We start from the raw sequence: 23,679 nt of genomic DNA, 5'->3' as shown, positions 1-23,679 counted from the left end.
CGGCGGCTTTTCCAGAATCTGTTTATGATGGTGTTACACACTATTGTAAACAGAGGAGGAAATTTCAATGCTGACCTTTGAACTCGCCCGGCCACAAGATGCGGCCATGTTGGCGGATGTACAAAAAAGAACCTTCGACGATGATGCCCGCCGTTATCAGGATAAAGAAGAGGATGGCCCTCCAGGCTATGATTCGGTGTCTTGGCAGATCGGGCAAATGCAGCAGAGCCATTATTACAAGCTCCTGAAAGATGGTGAAATTGTCGGCGGGATGATAATTTTCCCTTCTTCTTCAGAAGAGGAATGTCATCTGGGCCGCATCTTTATCGATCCGCTCTGCCAGAATCAAGGCTTCGGACATGAGGCTTTGCATTTCTTATTTGTACAGTACCCTGCTGCCAAGCGCTGGACGCTGGATACACCCTCGTGGGCCGTCCGCAATCATCACTTCTATGAGAAGCACGGATTCATTCGTACCGGAGAAATCTATGATGCGGAGAGCAGCCAGAGCATCTGGGAATATGAGCGGACACATCCGCTGACATAGTCTGGCCGTTTAGAGCAAAATTAGCCTATCGGGTGAACCACCCGATATTTTATGCCGCACCTAAGAATGTATTCGGTTTTCCGCATACATTTGGACCATGTGCCGACGCCTAGCCTATTGTGTTCGGTTTTCCGCATACATTCTGCCCGCATCCCATCGAAAAGGTGCCCTGGAATTCCAGGGCACCTTTCTTTGCATTCATGGCAAGGCCGCCTAATTAGGGCGAAAACGCAAAAATACCGGTGATTTCATCACCGGTATGAGAAGTTTATTTTACAGTACATATACAAAAAAACATACGTTTTCCTTGCGTTAACTATAAAATTAATATAGCACAGAAATGTCAACATAACAAGCATTTTTATGGAAAATGAAGAAAATAAATGATTCTCCCACTGTTAGCCGGGCAGCAAGGATCAAGAAGGCGTCCGACGCAGCTGTCCCCCTCTCCTCCCCTGATGATATGATCTTCTGCACGAAGGAGGCGACTGACATGCAAATCAGACTAAGAGATATCCGCAAAAGCTTCAAGGTGTACAAACGGCCCGAAGGAAAATGGGGACTGCTGAGAGGAGCGTTCATGCGGAATGTGACCCGGGTGGACGCGCTCGGCGGCATCAGCTTTGATATTGAAGAGGGTGAATTGGTAGGTTACATTGGCCCGAACGGTGCCGGCAAATCCACCTCCGTCAAGGTAATGAGCGGCATCCTGACACCCGATAGCGGAGAATGCACTATCTTGGGCAAGATTCCATGGAAGCACCGCGTAGAGCATGTGTCCAAGATCGGCGTCGTATTTGGCCAGCGCTCACAGTTATGGTGGGATGTTCCTGTGGCAGACTCTTTTGATGTGCTGAAGGATATTTATGCGATCCCCCCAGGCGACTACCGCTTAAGACTATCCGAGTTATCGGCAACACTTGATGTGGAAGCGCTCTTAAGGACCCCGGTGAGGCAGCTTTCGCTCGGGCAGCGGATGCGCTGTGAGCTGGTAGCGGCACTGCTGCACCGGCCGAAGCTTCTCTTTTTGGATGAGCCAACCATCGGACTCGATGCGGTATCTAAGCTGGCGCTGCGCAATTTTTTGAAGGAAGAGAACCGGAAGTACGGGATTACGATGCTGCTGACCACACATGATATGGACGATATTGAGGCATTATGCCAGCGGGTCATGGTGATCGGGCATGGCCAACTGCTCTATGACGGGCAGCTCTCAGGTCTACAGCAGAAATATGCACCGGAGGTCGTCATGAAAGTGAACACGGATGCGATGATTGCGGCTATGTACAATGACTTGGCTTTGGGCTAAAGCCATCAGGAGGTGCACAATGAACTTTAGAAATACATGCCGGGCCTGCAGCTCCCTCTTCCGAATCCGCATGGCAGAAGGGCTCCAGTACCGGGTATCCGCCATATCGGGCACGATGGTCAGTGTGTTCTGGGCGCTTATAGAATGTGTGCTGTTCACCGTGTTCTATACATACAGCGACAATGGCTCCTGGAACAATAACGGACTCAGTCTTCCTCAGGCCATATCCTATGTCTGGCTGGCCCAGGGACTGTTTGTACTCCAGAGTATGAACATCGACAGTGAAATTATGGGCAAAATCAACAACGGTGACGTCGGTATCGAGCTGTGCCGGCCCATGAACCTGTACACCCACTGGTTTGTCAAAAGCTCGGCCGGCAAGCTCGGCACCAGTTGGATCAGGGGACTGGCTACCGTAATGGCCGGGCTCCTGATGCCTGCCGGATATGCCCTAGGCGGACCCGCCTCCCTGCTTGCACTATTCTATTTCCTTCTGTCGGCAGTTATGGCGTTTGTACTGTGCTCGTCCTTCGCTATGCTTGTGACTGCGATCCGGCTGAATATCACTTGGGGGGACGGACCGACCTATATGCTTCTACTGCTAAGCGGCATATTGTCCGGCACCTATCTTCCCCTGCGTCTCTGGCCTGATTTCATGCAGACCTTCCTGTACCTGCAGCCGTTTGGCGGATTTGCCGACATCCCTCTGCAGCTCTATATAGGAAGCGTGGCTCCTGCCGCCGCATTGCCCGGCATCGGCTTACAGCTCCTCTGGAGCCTTATCTTTATCGCAGCGGGCCGGATGATCATGAAACGCAGACTGCACAGCATTATCGTCCAGGGAGGGTGAGTAACGTATGCTTGCTGAAGGTAAAATTTATTGCAAATACTTGCGGATGCATCTGCTGTCCGGCATGGAATATAAGGGCTGGTGGCTGATGCTGATTCAGGTGCTTACTGTAGTAGTCACTGATCCCATCGCCACCGTCTTGTTGTTTTCCCGCTTTGGTAATGTGGGCGAATGGACTGTGGCCCATATCATTCTGGTCTACTCGCTGGCGGTTGCCTCCTTCGGACTTGCCGAGAGTCTATGCCGTGGTTTTGATTATTTCCCTTGGCATCTGCTGCGCTCCGGCGATTTCGACCGGCTGCTGCTCCGCCCGCGGTCCCTGTTCGTCCAAGTGGCAGCCTCCAGATTCCATCTGCACCGGCTGGTCCGGCCGTTTACAGGGATCTGTGCGGCGGGCTGGGCGCTGGGACAGCTCGGCGTTCCCCTGACGCCCGGCAGACTCGGCATTCTGGCGATGGCGCTGGCCGGAGGCTGCCTGATGTACTGCGGAGTGTTCGTACTGACCTCCGGGCTTGCTTTTTTCACTATCAAAGGGCTTGACTGGATCTTTCTGCTGACCAACGCCAGCTACCAGATTACCCGCTGCCCGGAGCCTTATATGCCGCGGATGCTAAAATCCGTGTTCAGCTTTGTGCTCCCCATGCTGTTCATCAGCTTCTATCCGGCGGCCACCGTCTGCGGCTGGGATTATCCCCGCTGGCTGGGCTTCCTCTCACTTCCCTCTGGAGCTGCCTTTCTCGGAGTGTCTCTGCTGGTCTGGCGCATAGGAGTGAGGCATTACAAAAGCACGGGGAGCTGACAAAATAAAAATGCAAAAAAAGCACCCATTGCGTGAACGCCCAGGCACAGCCGGATTTATCAGCTGTGCCTGGGCGTTGCAGTAACGCACTGGTGAAGGATTACAATGTCCCCTCAGCAGCCTCAGGCTGCTCTTCCCCGGTTAGTCCACTATCTGTTGACGGAACGGATTCCGCTGCCTTTTCAGGCCAGCTAATCGTTACTTTACGCCCGTCAATCCACCAGTTCCCGCCCGGAGCAGAAGCCCTTAGCCAGGTCCCATATCTTCCCGATACCGCTACAGTCTGCGGATCGAGGAAGGTCACTTTCGGTGAGTAAGCATCCGGGTATTGATACGCCGGTATACGATTGCTCCAGCTGGCATTCGCCGAGATCTCCTCAATCACAGCGAGCTTTCCGGGAGATGGATGAATCCAGCCCAGCCCCTCCGCTGCCTGAACTTGATACCAGTCACCCTTTTGGGCAATAACATGAAGCTGTTGCGGTAGAACACGTGTACCTCCAGTTGAAGTCCCTATCTTCGCGTACAGTTCCGTTTCAGCCAGCAGACTCATAGATTTTTGAAGATACTGTGCCTTCTGCCTAGTCAGCCACAATGAATAGGTTTGCTCGGCAGAATATAAGCCAACCCCCTTATTCTCGGACCAGATGCCGCTGAACTGTTTCAAGGGAACGCTGCCCTCCCCCGCATAGCTTGCAATCTCAATGGTGAACCCCGGGCGGCGGTACTCCTGGATGAACCAATCCTTATATCCGCCACCCGAAGGATTCTTCTCAGGAGCAACGAGAGAATATCCGGTAAGACCGGCAAGTGATCTGGCTATCGCCTTGTCCCGGTTCAGACTGCTACTAATCGTATTGAAGTGCCAAAAAATAATCTCCCCGGAGCTATGATAGGAAATAGTCACCTCCGGATCGATCCGCTCTGTGAAATTCATCATCATCTGCACTTCCGCAGCCTCCCCGGGCTTTTTTCCCTTATAATTCTGATACCAGGGGTAGGAGCTGGCATTCTTTATGCCCTTCCAGTTCGCCGGATATTGACGGTTTAGGTCAAGGCCCTGCATGTTCGCTTTCCAGCGGTTGAAATTGCTGCTGTTTCCGTTATACTGTCGCAGCATTTGAGCCACATCTGCTGACAGTCCTGCTGTACCCTGCTGGGAGAGGGTAACCCCATCCGGATTGACCATCGGTACGAACCAGATACTGACTTCGTCCAATAAACTGCGCACGTGATAACCGCCTATCGTCTCATTGTGATCATAGGCCTGGGCGTACGTATCGATCATTTTCATCAGCAGACTGCTGGTCATCCATTCTCTGGCATGGTGGGAACCATTAAGGAATAACGCCGATTCTCCCCGCCCGAGCTTCACTGCCCACAACTGCCGCCCATACGCCGTCGCTCCCAGCGATTCGGAGGATACCAGATCAGGGTATTGTGCCACCAGACTTTCAATATCCCTTTGCATAATCGTATAGGAATAGACCTGATTAGGATTTACTATATTTGCCGATGCATGGGTCATTCCTGCAGGTACAAATAACAGCAATAATAGTATTAAACAGCTGAACCATAACAACATAAGCTTATGTATTTCCTTGCAAAATCCTGACTTTCCCAACCTCTCATCTCCTCTATCATTCCTAGCAGAATGTGCCAGTTCCCCAAATGGATAGTGGAAGTATATGAGAATATACCTATTTCGTCAATAATAGACTGAATATCTTCATCTTTTGTCGAATCGTGTATTATGACTCTAGCGTGTTAACGAATGCTAGTCTGTCTGCAAAAAAATCCCCTGGCAGCCGAAGGTGCCAGGGGATTCCAATGTTCCAATTCTTTATTTTATACAATCGGGTAAGAACAGCAATAATCAGTTAATGCGAATACTTCCAGGGCAAATTTGGAGTTGCCGGGAACATGGAAGGTCTCTGCTCCGTCAATGTCCTTCCACACCTCAGTGCCGGGAAGCAGCACCTTGAGCTTGCCGGAGAGAATCTCCATCGTCTCGGGGCCATCTGTGCCGAATTCGTATACGCCAGGCAGCATAATGCCGAGTGTCACCTTAGTGCCGTCTTCCAGAGTAACTGTACGGCTGGTCACTTTTCCGTCGTAATAAATATTGGCTGCTTTTTGAATTGTCGCGTTGGTGAACTGACTCATATGCTTATTCTCCCCTTTGTTCTTAGATCCGTCTATTATAGCAGCGCTTTTACGCGGCTGACTACATTTTCTACAGTGAAGCCGTATTCTCTGATTACAGTGTCGCCAGGGGCGGAAGCGCCGAAGGTAGTGATTCCCAGAATGTCACCCTGATCGCCTGTATAACGTTCCCAGCCGAAGGTTTGTGCCATTTCGATGGCCAGACGGGCTTTTACTTCAGGCAGGATCACGGAATCGCGGTATGCTTTATCCTGCTTCTCGAACAGATCCCAGCTCGGCAAGCTGATAACACGAACATCAATGCCTTCTTCGGCAAGTGCAGCCTGAGCCTTAACCGCCAGCTGTACTTCAGAGCCTGTAGCAATGATCTGTGCCTGCGGAGTACCGTTCTTGGAATCAGATACCACATATCCGCCGCGTTTGATGTTGTCGCGCACACCGTCCACAGTTCCAGCCAGGATCGGCAGGTTCTGGCGGGTCAGTACCAGTGCTACCGGATTAGCGGTGTTCTCCATAGCGTATGCCCAAGCGGCAGAGGTTTCGTTGGCATCAGCCGGACGAATAACCGTCAGACCTGGAATGATACGCAGGGAAGCAAGCTGTTCAATCGGCTCATGGGTAGGGCCGTCTTCACCGACAGCAATACTGTCATGAGTAAGCACATAGGTTACCGGCAGCTTCATGATGGAAGCCAGACGGACAGCCGGACGCAGGTAATCTGTGAATACGAAGAACGTACCGCCGAATACCTTAAGACCAGTGTGCAGGGCAATTCCGTTCATGGCTGCAGCCATTCCGAATTCACGTACGCCGAAGTAGATGTTACGGCCGTCATAGGATTCGGAGGTGAATTGGGACAGACCGTTCAAATGCGTCATGGTCGAGCTCTCCAGATCGGCAGAACCCCCTACCAGCTGCGGGATACCGCCAGTCAATCCGTTCAGCGCATTACCGGAAGCTACACGGGTAGAGACAGCTTTGTCTTCTGCTTTGTAGAATGGAAGATTGGCATCCCAGCCTGCAGGAAGCTCACCGCTTAGTGCAGTTTCGAGCTGTGCAGCAAGCTCTGGATATACTTTTTTGTATGCTGCAAATTTCTCATCCCATGCTTTGTTAGCGGCGATCCCTTTGGCCTTCACTTCAGCAAAGCTGGCGCGGACTTCATCCGGTACATAGAAATCTTCTTCATATACCCATTTGTAGTATTCCTTCGTCAGCTTCGTTTCATCAGCACCCAGCGGGGAGCCGTGAGTACCGCCGTGGCCGCCTTTACCTTGCTTGTTCGGGCTGCCGTAGCCGATGACAGTCTTCACTTCGATCAGTGTAGGCTTGCTGCTGTCTGCTTGAGCCTCTTCAAGAGCCTTAGCCAGTGCAGGAAGATCGTTACCGTCTTCTACGCGCAGAACCTGCCAGCCGTAAGCTTCAAAACGCTTAGCAACATTCTCGGAGAATGCAAGGTTCAGCTTGCCGTCAAGGGAGATATCATTCGAATCGTACATTACAATCAGCTTGCCCAGCTTCAGGTGTCCGGCAAGTGAAGCAGACTCGGAAGAGATCCCTTCCATCAAATCGCCGTCGCCGCAGATGGCGTACGTATAATGGTCAATCACGTTATGTTCATCTTTATTGTAAGTCGCACCCAGCTGTGCTTCAGCCATTGCCATACCTACAGCCATACCAATTCCTTGTCCAAGCGGACCAGTTGTTGCATCTACACCGGCAGTGTGTCCGACTTCCGGATGTCCCGGAGTTAAGCTGCCCCATTGGCGGAACTGCTTCAATTCTTCCATAGGCAGATCATAGCCGCTGAGGTGCAGCAAGCTGTAGAGGAGCATGGAGCCATGTCCCGCAGACAACACAAAACGGTCACGGTTGACCCAAGTCGGGTGGTCCGGGTTATGATTCATTGTCTTGGCGAACAATTGATATCCCATAGGAGCGGAGCCCATCGGCATACCCGGATGGCCGGAATTTGCCTTTTCAATGGCATCAATGGCAAGTGTACGGATCGTAGTGATGGCCAGGTTGTCCACCGTTGAGTTCTCTTCTTTATGAATGGCTTGATCTTTTGCTTGTTCAGTCATTACAATAATCCTCCTCGAATCAAGAATGTCATTTTGACTATTATTGTATCACGGAAGTGGAAGCATTTCCAATTGTTTTTGCAGGCCGCAGTTCCAGACAGCTTATAATTAGCGGCTTCCGCCCGGTCTATGCACTCTTTTGCCAGCTTGGCAATGTTTCGGAAGAATTTCGGAGGATGCCGCAGAGGGTTGAGAGACTTAGCCTTAAGTCTAGTTCCTAATTAAGACTAAAGTTTGTTTTACAAAGCGGATATATACAGTAAGATGGAGATACCTCAGCGGAATTTTAGCCGGATTATCCATAATTTCCAGCAGAAAGGATGTCGGAAGATGACTGTAAACAGAGATATTTATATTGTACTGACCGGAACGGGCACGGCCTTCAGCGGAATTATTAAATGGTTCACCAAAGCAGAGCTGAATCACGCCTCGATTGCTTTTGACAGTGAACTGCGCGAGGTCTACAGCTTCGGCCGGAAAAAAGTGTACAACCCGTTTATCGCCGGACTGATCCACGAGAACTTCATCCATCCGTTCTATAGCAGTACAGACTGTGCCATATACCAGCTCAGAGTCAGTGAGGAAGATTATGACACTATGTATAACCATGTCCAGGGTATGATGCAGAATCAGGAGCGTTATAAATATCACCTGCTCGGTCTGGTCGGAGTGCTGCTGAACATCCGGATTGACCGGGAGAACGCTTACTTCTGTTCCCAGTTCGTCGCCTCAGTATTGGAGGAAACCACTGTTCATCCGGTAGCCAAGCCCTCCTGCTTCGTGACTCCGGAGGATTTCGCTTTATCCTTGAATGCCCACAAAATATTCAGCGGCAAACTCTCTTACTATATGCACCTGAGTCATACTGCGGCCCTTCAAAGTTCTAGTCTACATAACCCCCAAGCTACTAATCCGGCAGATTATACAGCCGCAAGACTGCGGCTGCATGAAGAACGGGCCGAGGGAATCGTCTAAACGATCACCCTCCGCCCGCTTAATCCGGGTGAAACAAAACTCACTGTAGAGCATAAGGCATAAGGACTGCGTCCCGCGTTATTTTATACGATGGCTCTGATAATATTCTGTCCAGTCTCCGAGAATCGTTACCGTCACCGTATCCACCTTGGTCTGATACTCATTGGTAGCGGTGAAGGTAAAAGTAACCGGACCATCCGGCAGCTGTTCGAACGATGGATCCGCCAGCTCACCAGTCCACATGGTCTTATCGCTCCCGGCCGGACTCAGCGCAGCCGTATATCCTCCGGTCATTGTGACTTGCACGGTATCAGGCAATCCGGTAGCTGTCCCCTGCAGCACAAACTTCTCGCCAGCCCAATAGACATTATACCCCCGCGGACTTTCAGGCGAGCCGCTTTGCTTCATATTGTATGCCTGCCGGTTGCCGTTCCACTCCTCTGTATGCTGGACAGCCCCCTTGATACTAAGCAGGTTGACCATCATGAATTTTTTCGCAGACACATTACTCCATTCAAATCCGTCATAAACCTCCATTTCCACAACATATTTTACGTTCTCAACAAGCCTACCCACCGGAACTTGCCATTGATTATCACTTGAATTTTGCTCTCCAGATCCAATCACCTGACCATTGGTCGAGTCGATGATCCGAACCCTGAAGCGTTGCTGCGGGTCCCCATCTTCATCTTGATAATCCCATTTGATGATTGGCGTTAGAGTACTTACAATAGTCGGCTTGGTGGACACGCTGCTTGACGGGTAAGTGATGTTCACCACTGGTAGCCGATTCACAACTGTAATATTTTGAATAAGCTCCCGGTACAGCCCTAAGGAATCTGTGACAACCTGCCGCAGGGCGAAGGTTCCGTTAGAAGTGAACTGCTTGGTGAAATTAACTTGTGTATTTAAGAGTGCCTCAGCTCCAACCGCCGGTTTCAAGAAATACTGGTGGCTGATGCTGTCCCCCTTAGGAATATCTGCATCCGTTGCTGTGCTTTGGATGTTTAGAACATCCGTCCGGTAGATCGGTACCTTGGTCGCATCTTTTCCGGTATCCGTAATGAGGGTGAATCCCGGCTTAGGCGGATTGTCGATGATAAAGGCTTTTTCGTTGGAGATTTCAGACCACTTTCGTTTGGAGAATGCCCGCCCCTGAACGGTATAGAGCAGGAACCGGTCCAGCGATTGATCCGGCAATTGATACTGGCGTACTGATCCGGTACTGTCGGCGTTCTCTACCGTTTTGACCAGCAGCCCGTCCTTCGTAAAGAACTCCAGCCGGTAGCTCTCCTGCGGATCATTCTCCGGGTCGGAGTAGGTCCACTTGATCAGCGGATCCCCTTCTTTTTCCGCATCGATAATCGTAGGGGTCTTCACCGTCCCAGCAGGATACGTAAGGGTCATGTTAGGAGCCAAGTTTTCTTTAACCGTCACCTTAAGTGTGGCTATGTTCGACTTGTCTCCAATCTGATCCACGGCCCAGTGCTCCAGCGTATAGGTTCCCAGTTCATCGAAGGCAAGCGAGATACCCGGAGTCTGGAAAAGTGTGATCTTATGATCGCTTCCCGTCACCCGCCAGTAATACTTCAGGCTGCTCTGATCGGCTATATCTTCATCCGCATCGGAGGAAGTGAAGGTATGGGTATCGTATTGATTGACCGCTGCCGGACCGTTGATTGCCGCTGTCGGGACATGGTTTTTGACGCTGAACATCTGGGTGGCATAGGAATAGAGGCTTCCATCCGTCGCGTTCAGTCTCATTTCCCAGCCGTCGGAGATGGCTTTTTGAGCAGAAATCCCATAATCATTGAGTACGTCCTGCACCCTGAATACCTGATTCCGGTTGCTCCCCCGCCAGTAATAGGGATCATTATTAAGCTTGGTATACCAGCCATACTGCAAGGCATCTCCATCTTCATCCGGATCAGGGGTCAGGTTGTTCAAGCTGATGACCGTATCCCGGTAAACCTCATTAGGCATCGTAAAGCTGGCCGCAGGCGGGTGATTAATGACCTGCACGGTTTGGCTGTACACATTCGACCAGAGTCCGCGGTTATCGTGAACCTGCAGATTAATCTGGTAAGATCCCACGCCGAAGGCCGCGATATTCGGAGGTACAGCCGCACCGCCCGAATAATAACTCCATACCTGCTGCCAGCCGTCTTTTATAACCGTCCAGGAATACACATCGAGCGGATCATTATCCGGGTCAAAGGACTTATCTATAATAGTCGTTGCCTTGCGGTAAGAGACATTAGTCGGACTCACTGTGAATAGAGCGACCGGCGGCAGGTTAGCTGCACTGCCCACACTCTGCTGCATCCAGTCACTCCAAACCCCGAAGCCGTTAGGGCCATCAATGTCCCGGACACGCAGCCGGATCTCATAGGCTTCGCCCGATGGGAGCTGTGCAGGTGGCTGTCCCTCAGTCCACACTTCATTCCCCGCCTTGCGCCATTGCCATTGCCAGCTCACCAGCCCCTTAGCGGGACTCGACATATGGTCCAGATCATAGGAGCTGTCTGTAAGCTGCAGCGTACCGCCGATCAGCTTCGCTGAGAACAAGGCAACCGGCTTCCGGTGAACCATGAACGTCATGCTGGATAAGTTGTCCCGGCTCCACATACGGTAATTATCAAACCGGTCATCTCCCTTCGGATTATCCCTCGCTTGAAAGGTAGCCGTATAAGCGCCGCTGAAGGGAAATGACGGATACTTGCTATCACGCCACAATCCGCTGTCCCAGATCATCCCCATGGAGTTATCAAAAATAGCCGGGTCCTGATCATAGCGGTACCGCTCTGCATATTTGCCGTCATTCTCGTAATCGGCATAGGAGGTACTGATATCAATCAGGCTATTAATAAGCAAGAAAGCTTTGTTCCTCAGCCGGTTGGTCACGCTAAAGGAAGTGGAGGCTTCCGCTTTCAGGTTAAACGGATCGACTACCTTCACGTTGACGTTGTACCACCCAGGCGGAATCCCCTCATTTAAAACATCAATGGGAATGGTGAAATTTTTTGCAGAGCCCGTATTGGCCAATGTGATTTTTTTATAGAACACATTCGGAATCTCCGCAATGACATCGACGGTATCGTTGTCCGGGTCTTGCACGTATCCTTCCACGTTGAATGTGCTCAGTCCGGCATCATTGATGATGTTTTGCCCGTTCTGTGAAGTCAGTGTGAGATTGGGTTTCTTGTTGGTCGATAACGGGATCATCTGCACATCAGAAACACCATAAGGATAATGTTCTGTGCTTTTAAAATTCCACTTGTCGAACGTCTGATATACCTCGGCAAAATTAAACGTAATTCTTAAGTAAGCAGGAACTCTATTGCCGACACCCACAACATATTCCGAATAGGGGATAATACTGGTGGAATTCCAATCCAGATAATAACCGTCCGGCCAATCAGGACTCAAGATAATTTTCCCGTACCACATCGGGCTACTTGTAACATTATTGAATTCACCCGCTAAAGCATTATGATATCCGGACAAATCCCGATTCTGAAACATATACCCCCCCGGCCCTGTCGCCACTCCATTGATTTGAGACGATGAGCCATCCTTATAAACAATCTCCATTGACTGACTCCAATAAGTAGTGTACCCATGGTAAGATCGGTCTGTGTTGAAGTTCTTGGGTTGCCCCCCCAACCCCTCACGATACATCTCCCATCGAGTAGGCATGTAGCTGTTGCTCATGGTAATGTAAAAGAAGTTACGTACTTTATCCCATTTCACATTAAATGTATTCGCTGGCATATCGACATACATCTTGCTTGGATACCAGTTATCTTCGCCCTCATATTTGATGGGGCCACGGGAACCGGTTAGACTTCGGGCCGGAACGGTGTATTCGTTAAATTCAATAATCTCTCCGGCAGCTGCTGCCTTGTCCGTCTTTATGCCTATGGATGGCACCAAGAGCACCATCACTAGAATGTACATCGTCATCCGCTCTATAAATGTCTTCATTCTCGATTCTCCTTCATTTACCACGACCAGTCCACAACAGGTACCCGGTTGTACACCTCGACGACTCGTTCTGCCAAGGGCTGCGCGGGAACACTGCTATAGGAATCCGCAGATCTCCGGTCAGCTTCCGTAACCAATTCTGCTATGGTTGGCTGATCGAACTCTTCAATGACGGTAAGCTTCACTTCATATCTACCCACACTACTCAACTGCAAATTAAAGACTGTCTTATTCTCATTGCTGAATATCACCCAAGCTTCATCCCCAAAATTGCCGTCGTTATTGGAATCGTATCTGTACTCCCAAATACGGCGATCCAGAAAATCATAATCCGGTGAGAAGGACATATCTGTAAGCGCAGCGCTGGCTATATTGCCTTGAGTGGGATCTCGATAAATCTTATTGGGAACCGAGATATACACTACAGGCGGTTCATCGGGAACAATCTCAAAGATCATACTAGTAGAGTCGCCAAACCCGGCAGTATTCGTTACTGTGAGGGTCGCTTTGTATGTCCCCGGCTTCTTAAACAATACATCTTTGGTGTTTATCCCTGAGAGATTCCCCAAGTATTTAATATCTCCGGCAGTACCGCCGGAAACCGGTGAAATGGTCCACTGCGTCTTCGTTTCATCAATAGGATAATGCTCCGGGCTTCGGCTTTTGCTTACCAAGGTAACTTTCCGGTTTTGTTTTTTGGTTCCGTCTATGAAGATTTCCGCTCTAGGGATAGGCTGGATGACAACCAATTTGGCGCTGGTTGACCCGGTCAACCCTCCGTTATCCGTTACGGTTAGGCGCACGGAATGCTGGCCGAGAGCACTTAACGGATACCAGGTCCAGCCGAACGGACCACTAACCGGCTCCACAGCTCCAGGGGTATTGTATTTATAATCTACAATCGTTCCGTCTGGATCATATGAATCCTTACCATAGATCAAGGTTTCTTCCCCTGCCATGACCTCTTCAGACACATCGAGTACCGCTTTAGGCGGCTTATTGTTATTGGCTGGCGGTGGTGTTGTGGGGGCAGGAGTGTCTGAGACTTCTACGGTTGCCTTCATTGTTTTGGACAGAGATGAAACGGTGCCATTCTCGGTCACTACCGGCTTTATGAACCGCACGGTAACGGTAAGAGTATACTCTTGCTTCACATTGCTTCCCCTGCTCTTAGGGATGACAAAATTATCGAAGGTCTGCGTGCTGTTCAGAACCTTGCCATAATCCTTCTTTGTCTTCACATCACTTGAGCCAGTCTCCTTCGCATAAAATATCCATTCCTCGATGTTAGATGAATTATCGTAAGCCAAAAGGTCTCCCTTGACTCTCAAGGATACCTCCGTGTCCTTCCCCTCAAACTTCGCCGGATTGGGCGAAGGCTTGAGGATGCTTACTCCGCCGTCTAGGGTGGGTTCGGTAATAGGCGTGTAGCTAAAGGATACGCTGCCGCTGTAGCTATAGGTTGGGACTTTGGCGTCGGCGGTGTAGTAGTAGGCAGCTTTGACTTCGTATTTCCTTCCCTCGGCATGTCCTACAAGGGGATGTGTTGCGTCTGCAGATTGATTTGTATAGGACTGTGTTACTATTTTACCTGTAGAGTCAACTAAATATGGAATAGCATAGTTGACAATAACTCTACCATTTTTAAACTTTGGTATTTCTTTAATATAACTAGAAGATAATCCGGAGTGTACATGTGGAGTGATAGTATTCGTAACAACATATTGAGAATCAATAGCATTAGTTTGTGATCCGTCATACCATTTTAAGTAATCCATGTCTTGAGGTGGTGCAGCTGTAACAACAGTTCTGGGTGGAAGAGCTGATGGGAATGAGTTATCTTCAGCAGGCTTATCGTAAGTTTTCATTCCATTATTTGCTTCGTCATATTCATTGATTTGCCAGCGCACTCCATCTGAATATCTCCAAATGGAGTTACTTGGGTTTGCCTGATAGTATACTTGGAAAGAGCCTCGATAACCAGTAACATTGGAGAGCGTCTTTGTGTTGGCAACACCGTCTAACTTAAAAGTTACTTTTCCATTTTCGAGTGTAATATTCCCATTCAATTTATTATTTCCAGAATATTTAAAACTTCCTGTATTAATTGATACAGCACTTACACCACTTGGCAAATCCAAACTGAATGATTTTACAGCATTATTATTTCCTATAAGCCCAGTGTTTGCAGGTACTGAGATTGTCGCACTTTGAGCTTCCGCTGCTACTACCAATTTATTTCCAACAAATAACGAGGCAAAAAGAGAAAACGTTAGAAATAATATTAATAATTTATTCATTCAGATACCACATACTTTTCTACAAAGTTTTTACCATAAAACAATCGGATAGCAAAGTAATCAAAATCACCCGCATAAGCATATGCAAGATATGAAGTGATTTTTTCTCCTGGTTTTAAATCATAGGTCCATAACGCTTCCTTACTATTAGTTTTTGATGCTAACTTTTCAGGCCATAGCGCATCGGTCATTTGCCCAGTCTTAAAGGTGAACGGAATAATTATGTTAATATCATTACCACCACCATGCATTTTTCTATTTGTTTTATTCTCTAAAGTCACTTTCGTCCAAATAAAATATTTAGGTCTATCAATTATGCTAGTAAAATCCTGAAACCCATACAACTTCTGAAGCTTCTTCACCTCAGGAGACTTAAAATCATAAATCATAATCTTATGAAGTGTATAACTCAATCCTTCCGATTCAAGAGTGACTGGCAGGTCCATTGCCTTCTTCAGTCCGAATTTAGCCAAGTTATCTGTCATCACCGGAGCCGCCGTAGCCTTCACCCCCGCAGCACTAACATCCCCTACTGAACCAGCAGCCGGACCGGCCAACAACGCCACTGCCAGAAAAGCTTTTACTACGGTTTTCCCCGCCAATGTCTTGCTAATCTTCAACTTCGTCATAATTAAACTCTCCCTTAGTTTTCATAGTTTTGCACCTTTATCACCCGTATCAGGCGGATGTTTTTACCGGTTCATTCTATATTCCTGAACTGCCGGTACCGTGATGGCCTCTTGGACCTTGCTTCTGGAGATCAGCACCGGGTGCTGCGTTTGAATAACGGCGATGACCGAAGGACCTTGTATGTATTTGGTGATACCGTAAGTACTGTCCTCATAGAGCATTGGAAAAGTAGTACCTGTTGCTTCATCCACGATGTCGAACTTGACGATCTTCACTTGAGCCTGAAGCCGGCTCCCCGCTAAGGGGGATAAGCCGTCATCCAGTCCCAGATTACTCTGCAGGGTGTGACGGAAGGTGGCATAAGCCTCAGCGGGGTCAATGACCAGACGGCCTTGGCCCCTCGCTGCTTCGTTCAACTTCTGAGATGCGTCATGGACAGCCATATTATTGGCATCCTTAAGCATGCTGCGTACCTGGTCCCATTCCTGATTCTGAATCTGAAAAAACCAGGAATAAATAAAGATCAACAGGACAAAGGCCAGCTTAATAATATAATCCATAGGTTAGCTTCATCCCTTAATTAATCGAGATATTCACTCATGATCGAGCCATGTCCATAGTACTGGGTCGGCTGGGATACGCCGGAGAAATTGTAGGGAAACAGGTTCACCCGCGGCGCAGTCACATATACATCAATCCGCTGTTTGCGCTCAAGAATCACTTCTGTTCCGCTCGTGATCTTAATCGAGCCTTCAGGAAAACCTACAGCCTTCAGGTTCGAGATGACCTCTGCCTTCATGGAGGCAGTGACCTTCCCTTCTGTCGCCGCCTTTTGCGTAATATACGAGGTGTTGGCTTTGACCTGCAGATCGAGCAGATAATCGATATACGTAAAAATCGGCTGCAGGATAATGAACAGCACCAGCCACATGAACAAGGCCCGGAGGACGGTTGCCTTCAAGCGCAGCGCCTCCTTTTAATACTTCTCGACAGCTTTGACATGGGTGATAATATCATCCTGGCTGCCGCCGATAATGCTTGTAGCCCCAGCGATAAAAATCCCGGCAATCACAAAGCCAATAGCCAGAAACAACGCGACGGAAATCGAGTCCTTCTTCATCTCAATTAAACCAAAGGACTTCCGAGTGTATACGTTACTGCCGCTTCCACAGAATCTGCGGGCTGAACCAGACTAACCTTTGGGATTTCAGGTCTGTTGTCATCTGCCTTATCGATTACGTCCCGCACCACAGGAATCAATACAGCAATTACGATAGCCACACATAGGAACCCGATAGCGATAAACAAACCAGTCGAAATAGCGTCTTTTTTCATTGTTAATATCTCCCTTTTGATTTTATATTTTAAATAGCTGCTTGGATATAACAAAAATTTCATTTGATTCTTTTTCTTGCTGTCACTCTACCTAAATTGATCACTGAAACATCCCTACGCCGTTAAAATTCCCTTTGATCAGCATAATGTACTGCATGGCCAGCGACACAATCATCAGAAAGGTAGCGATTGACGGAACAACATTAATGATCGTGGAAATGTCCCCGATAAAGGACCACTTTTTCAGATATTGGTCACTAGAGATTTTGGTGATAATTTTGCCCTGCTCCTGCAGATACTTCGCTGCTTCATGGTCATCGTCCATCCCTTCTGTCGCCAGCAGAATCGAGCGGATATCATTGATAAACATGTGGTTCTCGGGGAATTTGCTGCAAAACCATTCAATGGCCCGCTCCGTTCCCTCATCCACCGCCCGCTCCGAAAGCTCATACAGATCCTGACGGATATAACTGAAATGGTTGGCCGTCCCGGCGCAGAAGGCGCCAAATTCCACATATCCCCGTTTGCGCAGCCGGTTGTTCTCATAAAGACGGATGAAAGAGATCAGCTCCCCATCCTTTTGAATCAGCGTCTTCTGATGCAGCCAGCTCAGCACCCAACCGAACGGCAGCACCCGCTGCGGACTGGTAATTACAAGAATCAGCAGCGCAATCAGAGGATCGTATATGGACATTGGCTCTGAGCGCACGAAACCTCCCGTTGCCTGAACCAGCAGATAGAGGAAGGCCGCCGTATAGCGGAATAATGTGATTTTGGCTGCGGATATAGAGAGTCCGCTTTGGCCCAGCAATTGCTGCAGCCGCTCATTGTGCACACGTTCACCGAAGGCCTTCCACTGCTGGCCCAGACGGAGCACATACCGTTCCTGACGGCTGCTGCTGCTGACAAAGACCAACAAAGCAAGATACACAATACCTGTTACAGCTATCAAAAGTAGTAATCTATCCATCATTCATCACCTTAATGGTAGTCCAGTCTGGGTCTGGCAAGGATGGTACTGATCATGAACGAGATGAATAAGCCCGTAAGGATCACCATCATAAATGTAAGTCCAATCGTTGTTTCGAACTGCAATTTGAAATACACATCCGGCTTCAGCATGTACATGAACGTTCCCACAGAAGATACCAGCACAACCAGATTACCGTACAGTCCCAGGCTGATCGCATCCCTGCTGCTGGCCTTTACTGTCAGAATAGTCTCCCGTTGCAGCTCCATGGAGCGGTTAAGCGTCATGAGCGAGCTTTTGAGATAACGGGTGCCCTCCTTCTCGCAATAGAGCAGATCAGATACGAACTCAACGGCAAACGTCGTGCCAATCGCTCCAGCAAAACGCCCGGCTTCCTCATTCAGCTCTTGTTCATTGCTATAGCCAGCGAACGCTGCCCCCAGCAGCCTCAAGGGCGTCTTCAGTACATTCTCCACCGGCAGCAAGTCACTGGTTTTGGACAAAATGGAGTCCGCAGACAAATGCGTGAATTTGGTGGCGATTTTGATCACATCGAGCAGATCGTAGCTCCCCCGCACCTTGCGCTGGGCATAGGCATATCTCATCCGCAGATAAGGAATACAGGCCGAGAGAACCGCCAGGAACAAGGGAAGCCGCCAGGCATTCGCCACAGGTGCACCGTCATTCAACACCATGCCCTCCAGAAAAGGATTGCTGAAGCTCATCTGCCCCGGCAGCTCTCTAAGGGTCAGCAGACTCGACAGGAATACCCCGAGGAACAGCATCCCCGAACGGGTGACAAAGCGCAGCACACTGATGCCCGGCTCGTATCGCTTATGGGCAAAATACAGCAGATCATCCAGATGGCGGTACAGCCACATTTTCCTCTTCGCGCTGCTGACCCTCTTGCCGAACAAGCTCATTCGCAGATTCATCCGCAGATCCAGCTTTTGCCCCCACTGCCATAGATGCCGCTCGATCAACGGCTTGACCAGCAGCCAGAGTCCGCCTGCAACAAGCAGATGAAGCACAAACTGGATGATATAGAACAGCAGCTCCACAGGCACTCCCTCCTCTCATTCATTCAAAACGATTTTGGACTTTAGACTTTCCTTCAGCGGATCAGTCATGGGTTTCTGTGCAGCGAGATGTCCAAGCTCTTGCAGCAGCATCCGTGCCGCTCTGGCATTCTTCTTCTTCATCTTCGCGATCAGCGCTTGGGTCAGCTTGTCATTATAGGTCCAGCCCGCCTGCTCCGGTTCCCAGCGCATCAGATCGTTCGCGAAGACCGAATTACTGGCCTCTTCATAAAAGACCTCGGAGATCCGTGCGAGCCGCTTCTTACCATCCGGAACACTCTCCAGAATGAACACCAGCTCACAGGATTTCAGCGCTGAGATTAAATGCCCCTTCAGACTGCCGCCAATCCGCGTAGATACAGCGAACGCCCCCTGATAAGGAATATCCTCCGAATCTACGGTATGAAAGGTGCCCGTAATGCCGTCATAGCCCTTCTCGCCGCTCCACAGATAGAATTCCCACTCGTTATATCTCATTTCTGTCATGTAGAGAATGTTCGGGTCATGCCGCAGCGACTCCACTCCAACCTCCATCAATTCCTCATTGGAAGCCTGAATGGGAATAATCCGGTGGCCTTTGATCTGATAAGGTAAAATCGACTCCGGATGCTTCTCGATCATCACAACGCCCATGCAGGAAGAGGAGCCGAGCAGCTGCTCGCCGACAATCGTGTTGGCAAAAGTGGTTTTACCCGAGCCTACGGCCCCCGCGATAATCGTGTTGCGAAACGTCCCGGTAAGCGCACGAATCAGCTCAATCGCTTCCGCAGGAATACATTCCGTACCGGCCTGATCATCCAGATCCAGAAATTCCACGACCTGCCGCCGCAGTGAGATGGTAGTGAAGCCCTCCCAGACCCTTGGCGAGACCCAGATAGCTAGACGGATGAACCGGCCGGGCCAGAGGGGATCATCCATTTTGAATTCAACAGAAGGATTATCCTTGTTCAGCTTCTTGCCCGGATCGCTTTTGAGGAGAGAGCGCTTAAGCTGCTCCACCCGGTCGAGCGAAGGCATCTCATAGGGATACGCTACAAACCTGCCCTGATGGTTATAAAAAATTTGCCGTCCGATCATCTGCAATCCGGTAGATTCGCTGTAGGCCCGGTCTGTGAACCAGCGGTAGGCGGGGCCGAAGCCCTTCCATTCATGAAACAGCGCTTCAGCGGCTGTGCGGTAAGCCTCCGGCACTTTTCCGGTAAACGGGGTCCTGCGCAGATATTTCTCAATCTCGTTCATGAAAAAGCTGACTGCCTGCGGATCACCAACCAGCGCCTTCGCATTCAGTTCGAAATACCCGTCATCCTCACGCTCCAGCCCGGCGTTCATTTCACTTTTCATGGTGTGCAGGAAGCTGTAGAAGTCTTCTTTGCCAGGTTTGCTGGTTCGCAGTACACTCTGCTTCAGTGAAAATAGCCGTCTGCTCTGCGTTCCGTCCGCGAGTCCAGACACCGCCCGTAAACTCTCATCCCGCTGCTCCTGCCGCCTGCCCTGTTCAGGGTCCAGCGGAGCCCATCCGGACAACACCCGCTTCTGTAGCAACGGCAAGCTTTTATCCTTGTTGTTCATCATTGGAATATCCCCTTCTTACGGGTTTCCTGGGCGAGGCCCAGTGATACAAGCAATGCGTGGACCTTATCGTCCACTTGCTGAAGCTCTTTTTTCCCCAGCGGCAGGCTCTCTGGAAAAGATGGATAATACGGTAGCTCCAGCAGGAGCTCGCTGCCAAAACGCAGGGCCAGATTCTTCGGTGAGGTCAGCTCTTCCACATTGCTGCGGTTGATAATCCACTGGAAGTCCTGCGGATGAAGGTCCATGTGTCCGGCCAGCTCCAGCAGGGGCTGCAGCCTATGTTCATGCCGCGGGTGTGTGACGATCATGTGCAGAACCGACTTCTGCATCCCCACATACCACGCGGCGCTCTCGGGAATCGACCCGAAATCAGCAATCACCACATCCGCACTTTCACTTGCTCTCGCCAGCAGATATTCGATCTCCTCCTCCTGATAATCCTGGGCGCTTAGATAATCGAAGTTCCCGGGCAGATAGGCATAGCCTTCCTGCTTCACAAGCGCGCTGAAGTCCTCATCATGCAGCATTTTACCGGTAATCCGCGGCCGCAGCTTGTCCAGACTAACCGCCGTTTTCCGGTCATAGCCCGGATCGTACAGGTCGAGACCCAGCATAATCACCCGCAGCCCTGAAGCGGCAGTCCTCCTGGCGAACAGCTTGGCAACACTCGTGCAGCCGATACCTGGCCCCGAGCCGAAGAACCCTACTACATTACCGCTCTCCTTATGCTCATCTTCGAGCATATAGCGCAGCTTATCGATGATTGCCGCTGAGGTTGATCGCGGGGGCATGAAAGATATGCCCAGACTCTCACACTGCATATGTATAGCCTGGTAACCCCGCACCCCTTTTTGCAGATAGATGTACAAAATCGAAGAGTCCGGATACCTCCCTCTCAGCTCTCTTAATTCCACTGCCGGCACCTGCTCGCTAGTTACCATTAATAGATGCCCTCCGGCATGCTCAGGCTCCGGCAGCACACTTTGTGCTATAACGGTGAAGCCTGCCAGCTTAATCTCGTTGATGGTCAGCTGATCTATACCCAGACTGAATATTCTCAAGTTCATTCCTCCTCCCTTCTGTCTGCTCTTCTACTCTACCCGGACAATCCATAGCTTCTTGCCCTGTTCAAGATAAGCTCCCAGTAGCTCACCATCGCTCTTCTTCAGCTTCAGCTCCGGGGCCGCCACCTTCCCGGTCGAAGTAAAACGGTTATTGTTGTTGCCATTCTCCGAGTCAAGTACATCGTTGTTATCTTCCGTACGGACATAGTTTACAGTTACTCCGCTCAAGAATACTTTGCGCGCAGGCACCACGGGCAGAACCTCTGCTTCCAGCAGGGAAGAAGCGTCTGAAGCCGGCCCCCCTCCGGGAGTAGCTACGGATGCAGCAGCAGCCGGACTGTATTCCCTGCGTTCTTTTGCAGGCAAGTCTCCTTCGACCAGATAGATATCTACCTTATCCCTGCTGCGGAGAGAACCGTTGATGGCATAGATGGCGTCTTTGGGAATCGGAAAAATCCCCTCGTCCTGCTGTGGCTCCAGCTCGCTTACATCCACCAGCGACTCGGTCAGAATGCTGCCATCCGTCAAATTGACATTCGTAATCTTCTGTTCCACCTGCTCCAGACTACGGACGACCCCTGCCGGGATGTCTTTGGTCTGTACGGAATCCAGATAGAGATTCTCTGCTGTCAGCTCATGATTCTTCGGCAGGAAGCCTCCGCCATCCACCTTGATTTTGACAACGGTCTGTGACAGTACATAAGGCTTGAAGTAGAGATCATAGCCGAGCAGTCCGCCGAAGCCGATGAGCAGGATGAGTCCGGCGAAGAAATAATTGCGTTTTAATAGACGTCCGCGCTTTGTTGACAAGCCCTTTACCCCCTTTGAATGTGATTTCTGCACATAGCAAAATACATCTTGGCGCTTATGTCCAAAATGCCGGTAAAATGCTTTTTTACCTTAATGGTTGAGAAGTGTATTAGATTATCCTTGTGAGGTTGTGAAGCCTGAGGCTGCGGGAAGCTCCCGCTGAAGATGAATGCCGGTAAAAGCCAGGCCAGAACGATGTTCTATATCTCCTGCATTGGGCAGGGTTGCCGACTTTTACCGGAGTGGTTATAACGTTGACTGCAAGATAAGGCTGATTAATTAAATACTACTGTTTTGTTGTGATGCACGAGGATTCTGTCCTCAATATGCCATTTGACCGCACGGGCCAGAACGACCCGTTCAATCGTACGTCCAATGCGCTTAAGCTCATTCACATCATCGCTGTGGCTGACCCGCTGCACGTCCTGCTCGATAATCGGCCCGCCGTCCAGCTCCTCAGTCACGTAATGGGCAGTCGCCCCGATGATCTTAACTCCGCGCTGATAGGCCTGGGCGTACGGCTTACCGCCAACGAAAGCGGGCAGGAATGAATGATGGATGTTGATGATCCGGTGCCGGTAATGCTCAATGAATGAAGGGGAGATAATCTGCATGTACCGGGCCAGTATAATTACATCGATATCCTCACCGATAACCTCCAGTTGACGCGCTTCAGCTTCAGCCTTCGTCTCAGCGGTAACCGGAATATGATGGAACGGAATGCCGAAGGATTCCACATAAGCCTGCATATCGGTGTGGTTGCTGACCACAAGCGCGATATCTGCATCCAGGTCGCCCGCCTGCCACTGCCAGAGCAGCTCCACCAGACAATGGTCCTCCTTGGAGACGAAGATCGCCAGCCGCTTCTTATGGCTCACCTTGAAGATCTGCCAGTTCATCTTGAAGCGCTCGGCAACACCGCCGAAGATGTTACGCACCTCTTCCAGCCGCTCATCCAGCTTAGGCAGGTCAAACTCTACTCTCATGAAGAACATTCCGCCGTCCGGGTCCATCGTATATTGGTCCGACTGCACGATGTTCGCGCCATGCTGATACAAGAAATGCGATACCGCCGCTACAATCCCCGGTCCATCAGGACAAGATATAAGCATACGTGCCCGGTCGGGATAAGGTCTGCCTGTTGAATGCTCTCTCTTCACATGTAATTCCATAGTTCTCCGTTCATCCTCTCATCTGCTTGC

Annotated in this window: 21 protein-coding genes; 5 read left to right on the top strand and 16 right to left on the bottom strand. The window is 50.0% G+C overall.

The genetic code is table 11. The features are described from left to right. The first annotated feature begins 67 nt into the window (after positions 1-67). The 4 genes from NSS83_RS26475 to NSS83_RS26460 all read left to right on the top strand — a co-directional run bounded on the left by NSS83_RS26475 (position 68) and on the right by NSS83_RS26460 (position 3,505). A complete protein-coding gene (locus NSS83_RS26475) occupies positions 68-547 on the top strand; it encodes a GNAT family N-acetyltransferase (protein WP_341346859.1) in 480 nt (159 codons plus the stop codon). A gap of 493 nt (positions 548-1,040) precedes the next feature. Next, positions 1,041-1,856, top strand: a complete 816-nt coding sequence (locus NSS83_RS26470) for an ATP-binding cassette domain-containing protein (protein ID WP_341346858.1) — start codon at positions 1,041-1,043, stop codon at positions 1,854-1,856. A gap of 19 nt (positions 1,857-1,875) precedes the next feature. Then, on the top strand, positions 1,876-2,706 hold the full coding sequence (locus tag NSS83_RS26465) for a hypothetical protein (protein WP_341346857.1): 831 nt from the start codon (positions 1,876-1,878) through the stop codon (positions 2,704-2,706). A 7-nt stretch (positions 2,707-2,713) separates the two neighbouring features. After that, a complete protein-coding gene (locus NSS83_RS26460; RefSeq protein ID WP_036696916.1) occupies positions 2,714-3,505 on the top strand; it encodes an ABC-2 family transporter protein in 792 nt (263 codons plus the stop codon). 100 nt (positions 3,506-3,605) lie between these two features. On the opposite strand, the gene NSS83_RS26455 is transcribed toward NSS83_RS26460, so the two are convergent. The 3 genes from NSS83_RS26455 to tkt form a co-directional block, all read right to left on the bottom strand. Further along, positions 3,606-5,033 carry a M14 family metallocarboxypeptidase gene (locus NSS83_RS26455; RefSeq protein ID WP_341346856.1) on the bottom strand — a complete coding sequence of 476 codons (1,428 nt, stop codon included), beginning with the start codon at positions 5,031-5,033 and terminating at the stop codon, positions 3,606-3,608. 320 nt (positions 5,034-5,353) lie between these two features. After that, a complete protein-coding gene (locus tag NSS83_RS26450; RefSeq protein WP_036727552.1) occupies positions 5,354-5,671 on the bottom strand; it encodes a pyrimidine/purine nucleoside phosphorylase in 318 nt (105 codons plus the stop codon). Positions 5,672-5,706: 35 nt separating this feature from the next. Continuing rightward, positions 5,707-7,755, bottom strand: coding sequence for a transketolase (gene tkt / locus NSS83_RS26445; protein WP_341346855.1), 2,049 nt, complete (start codon positions 7,753-7,755; stop codon positions 5,707-5,709). Between the two features lie 330 nt (positions 7,756-8,085). Here tkt and NSS83_RS26440 point away from each other — a divergent pair, with 330 nt between their 5' ends. After that, on the top strand, positions 8,086-8,730 hold the full coding sequence (locus tag NSS83_RS26440; protein WP_341346854.1) for a hypothetical protein: 645 nt from the start codon (positions 8,086-8,088) through the stop codon (positions 8,728-8,730). Between the two features lie 78 nt (positions 8,731-8,808). Here the strand turns inward: NSS83_RS26440 and NSS83_RS26435 are convergent, their stop codons facing one another. From NSS83_RS26435 to purU, 13 genes are all read right to left on the bottom strand, one after another. Next, the gene (locus NSS83_RS26435; protein WP_341346853.1) at positions 8,809-12,717 is read right to left on the bottom strand and encodes a hypothetical protein; all 3,909 of its coding nucleotides are present in this window, start codon (positions 12,715-12,717) and stop codon (positions 8,809-8,811) included. Between the two features lie 17 nt (positions 12,718-12,734). After that, positions 12,735-15,017 carry a hypothetical protein gene (locus NSS83_RS26430; RefSeq protein WP_341346852.1) on the bottom strand — a complete coding sequence of 761 codons (2,283 nt, stop codon included), beginning with the start codon at positions 15,015-15,017 and terminating at the stop codon, positions 12,735-12,737. Beyond that, complete coding sequence (locus tag NSS83_RS26425; RefSeq protein WP_341346851.1) at positions 15,014-15,646, bottom strand: hypothetical protein; 633 nt, start codon at positions 15,644-15,646, stop codon at positions 15,014-15,016. Before NSS83_RS26425 ends, NSS83_RS26430 begins: the two co-directional genes overlap by 4 nt. 63 nt (positions 15,647-15,709) lie before the next feature. Beyond that, positions 15,710-16,207, bottom strand: coding sequence for a hypothetical protein (locus NSS83_RS26420; protein ID WP_341346850.1), 498 nt, complete (start codon positions 16,205-16,207; stop codon positions 15,710-15,712). A gap of 20 nt (positions 16,208-16,227) precedes the next feature. Then, positions 16,228-16,608: a hypothetical protein gene (locus NSS83_RS26415; protein ID WP_341346849.1), complete on the bottom strand. Its 381-nt coding sequence runs from the start codon at positions 16,606-16,608 to the stop codon at positions 16,228-16,230. Positions 16,609-16,623: 15 nt separating this feature from the next. Further along, complete coding sequence (locus NSS83_RS26410; RefSeq protein WP_155991580.1) at positions 16,624-16,767, bottom strand: hypothetical protein; 144 nt, start codon at positions 16,765-16,767, stop codon at positions 16,624-16,626. A 5-nt stretch (positions 16,768-16,772) separates the two neighbouring features. Then, positions 16,773-16,982 carry a hypothetical protein gene (locus tag NSS83_RS26405; protein WP_341346848.1) on the bottom strand — a complete coding sequence of 70 codons (210 nt, stop codon included), beginning with the start codon at positions 16,980-16,982 and terminating at the stop codon, positions 16,773-16,775. A 100-nt stretch (positions 16,983-17,082) separates the two neighbouring features. Continuing rightward, complete coding sequence (locus NSS83_RS26400; protein ID WP_341346847.1) at positions 17,083-17,952, bottom strand: hypothetical protein; 870 nt, start codon at positions 17,950-17,952, stop codon at positions 17,083-17,085. Positions 17,953-17,963: 11 nt separating this feature from the next. Then, positions 17,964-19,013: a hypothetical protein gene (locus NSS83_RS26395; protein WP_341346846.1), complete on the bottom strand. Its 1,050-nt coding sequence runs from the start codon at positions 19,011-19,013 to the stop codon at positions 17,964-17,966. A 15-nt stretch (positions 19,014-19,028) separates the two neighbouring features. Beyond that, entirely contained in the window at positions 19,029-20,603 is a 1,575-nt protein-coding gene (locus NSS83_RS26390) for an ATPase, T2SS/T4P/T4SS family (RefSeq protein WP_341187385.1), read from the bottom strand. Next, positions 20,600-21,664 carry a hypothetical protein gene (locus NSS83_RS26385; protein WP_341346845.1) on the bottom strand — a complete coding sequence of 355 codons (1,065 nt, stop codon included), beginning with the start codon at positions 21,662-21,664 and terminating at the stop codon, positions 20,600-20,602. Before NSS83_RS26385 ends, NSS83_RS26390 begins: the two co-directional genes overlap by 4 nt. Positions 21,665-21,694: 30 nt before the next feature. Further along, positions 21,695-22,477: an SAF domain-containing protein gene (locus NSS83_RS26380; protein ID WP_341346844.1), complete on the bottom strand. Its 783-nt coding sequence runs from the start codon at positions 22,475-22,477 to the stop codon at positions 21,695-21,697. 275 nt (positions 22,478-22,752) lie between these two features. Continuing rightward, positions 22,753-23,649, bottom strand: coding sequence for a formyltetrahydrofolate deformylase (purU, locus tag NSS83_RS26375; RefSeq protein ID WP_076082422.1), 897 nt, complete (start codon positions 23,647-23,649; stop codon positions 22,753-22,755). Between the last annotated feature and the right edge of the window lie 30 nt (positions 23,650-23,679).

The sequence above is a fragment of the Paenibacillus sp. FSL H3-0469 genome, assembly GCF_038051945.1.
In the GTDB taxonomy this organism is placed as follows: Bacteria; Bacillota; Bacilli; order Paenibacillales; family Paenibacillaceae; genus Paenibacillus_AQ.
The sequence above is the reverse complement of the archived record's forward strand: the minus strand, read 5'-3'. Positions and strand labels throughout refer to the sequence as shown.

Coding starts and splice junctions, on each gene's coding strand:
- NSS83_RS26390 (WP_341187385.1), bottom strand. CDS start 20,603: ATGATGAACAACAAGGATAAAAGCTTGCCGTTGCTACAGAAGCGGGTG.
- NSS83_RS26425 (WP_341346851.1), bottom strand. CDS start 15,646: ATGACGAAGTTGAAGATTAGCAAGACATTGGCGGGGAAAACCGTAGTA.
- NSS83_RS26450 (WP_036727552.1), bottom strand. CDS start 5,671: ATGAGTCAGTTCACCAACGCGACAATTCAAAAAGCAGCCAATATTTAT.
- purU (WP_076082422.1), bottom strand. CDS start 23,649: ATGGAATTACATGTGAAGAGAGAGCATTCAACAGGCAGACCTTATCCC.
- NSS83_RS26420 (WP_341346850.1), bottom strand. CDS start 16,207: ATGGATTATATTATTAAGCTGGCCTTTGTCCTGTTGATCTTTATTTAT.
- NSS83_RS26405 (WP_341346848.1), bottom strand. CDS start 16,982: ATGAAAAAAGACGCTATTTCGACTGGTTTGTTTATCGCTATCGGGTTC.
- NSS83_RS26430 (WP_341346852.1), bottom strand. CDS start 15,017: ATGAATAAATTATTAATATTATTTCTAACGTTTTCTCTTTTTGCCTCG.
- NSS83_RS26410 (WP_155991580.1), bottom strand. CDS start 16,767: ATGAAGAAGGACTCGATTTCCGTCGCGTTGTTTCTGGCTATTGGCTTT.
- NSS83_RS26460 (WP_036696916.1), top strand. CDS start 2,714: ATGCTTGCTGAAGGTAAAATTTATTGCAAATACTTGCGGATGCATCTG.
- tkt (WP_341346855.1), bottom strand. CDS start 7,755: ATGACTGAACAAGCAAAAGATCAAGCCATTCATAAAGAAGAGAACTCA.
- NSS83_RS26470 (WP_341346858.1), top strand. CDS start 1,041: ATGCAAATCAGACTAAGAGATATCCGCAAAAGCTTCAAGGTGTACAAA.
- NSS83_RS26435 (WP_341346853.1), bottom strand. CDS start 12,717: ATGAAGACATTTATAGAGCGGATGACGATGTACATTCTAGTGATGGTG.
- NSS83_RS26440 (WP_341346854.1), top strand. CDS start 8,086: ATGACTGTAAACAGAGATATTTATATTGTACTGACCGGAACGGGCACG.
- NSS83_RS26465 (WP_341346857.1), top strand. CDS start 1,876: ATGAACTTTAGAAATACATGCCGGGCCTGCAGCTCCCTCTTCCGAATC.
- NSS83_RS26455 (WP_341346856.1), bottom strand. CDS start 5,033: ATGACCCATGCATCGGCAAATATAGTAAATCCTAATCAGGTCTATTCC.
- NSS83_RS26475 (WP_341346859.1), top strand. CDS start 68: ATGCTGACCTTTGAACTCGCCCGGCCACAAGATGCGGCCATGTTGGCG.
- NSS83_RS26400 (WP_341346847.1), bottom strand. CDS start 17,952: ATGGATAGATTACTACTTTTGATAGCTGTAACAGGTATTGTGTATCTT.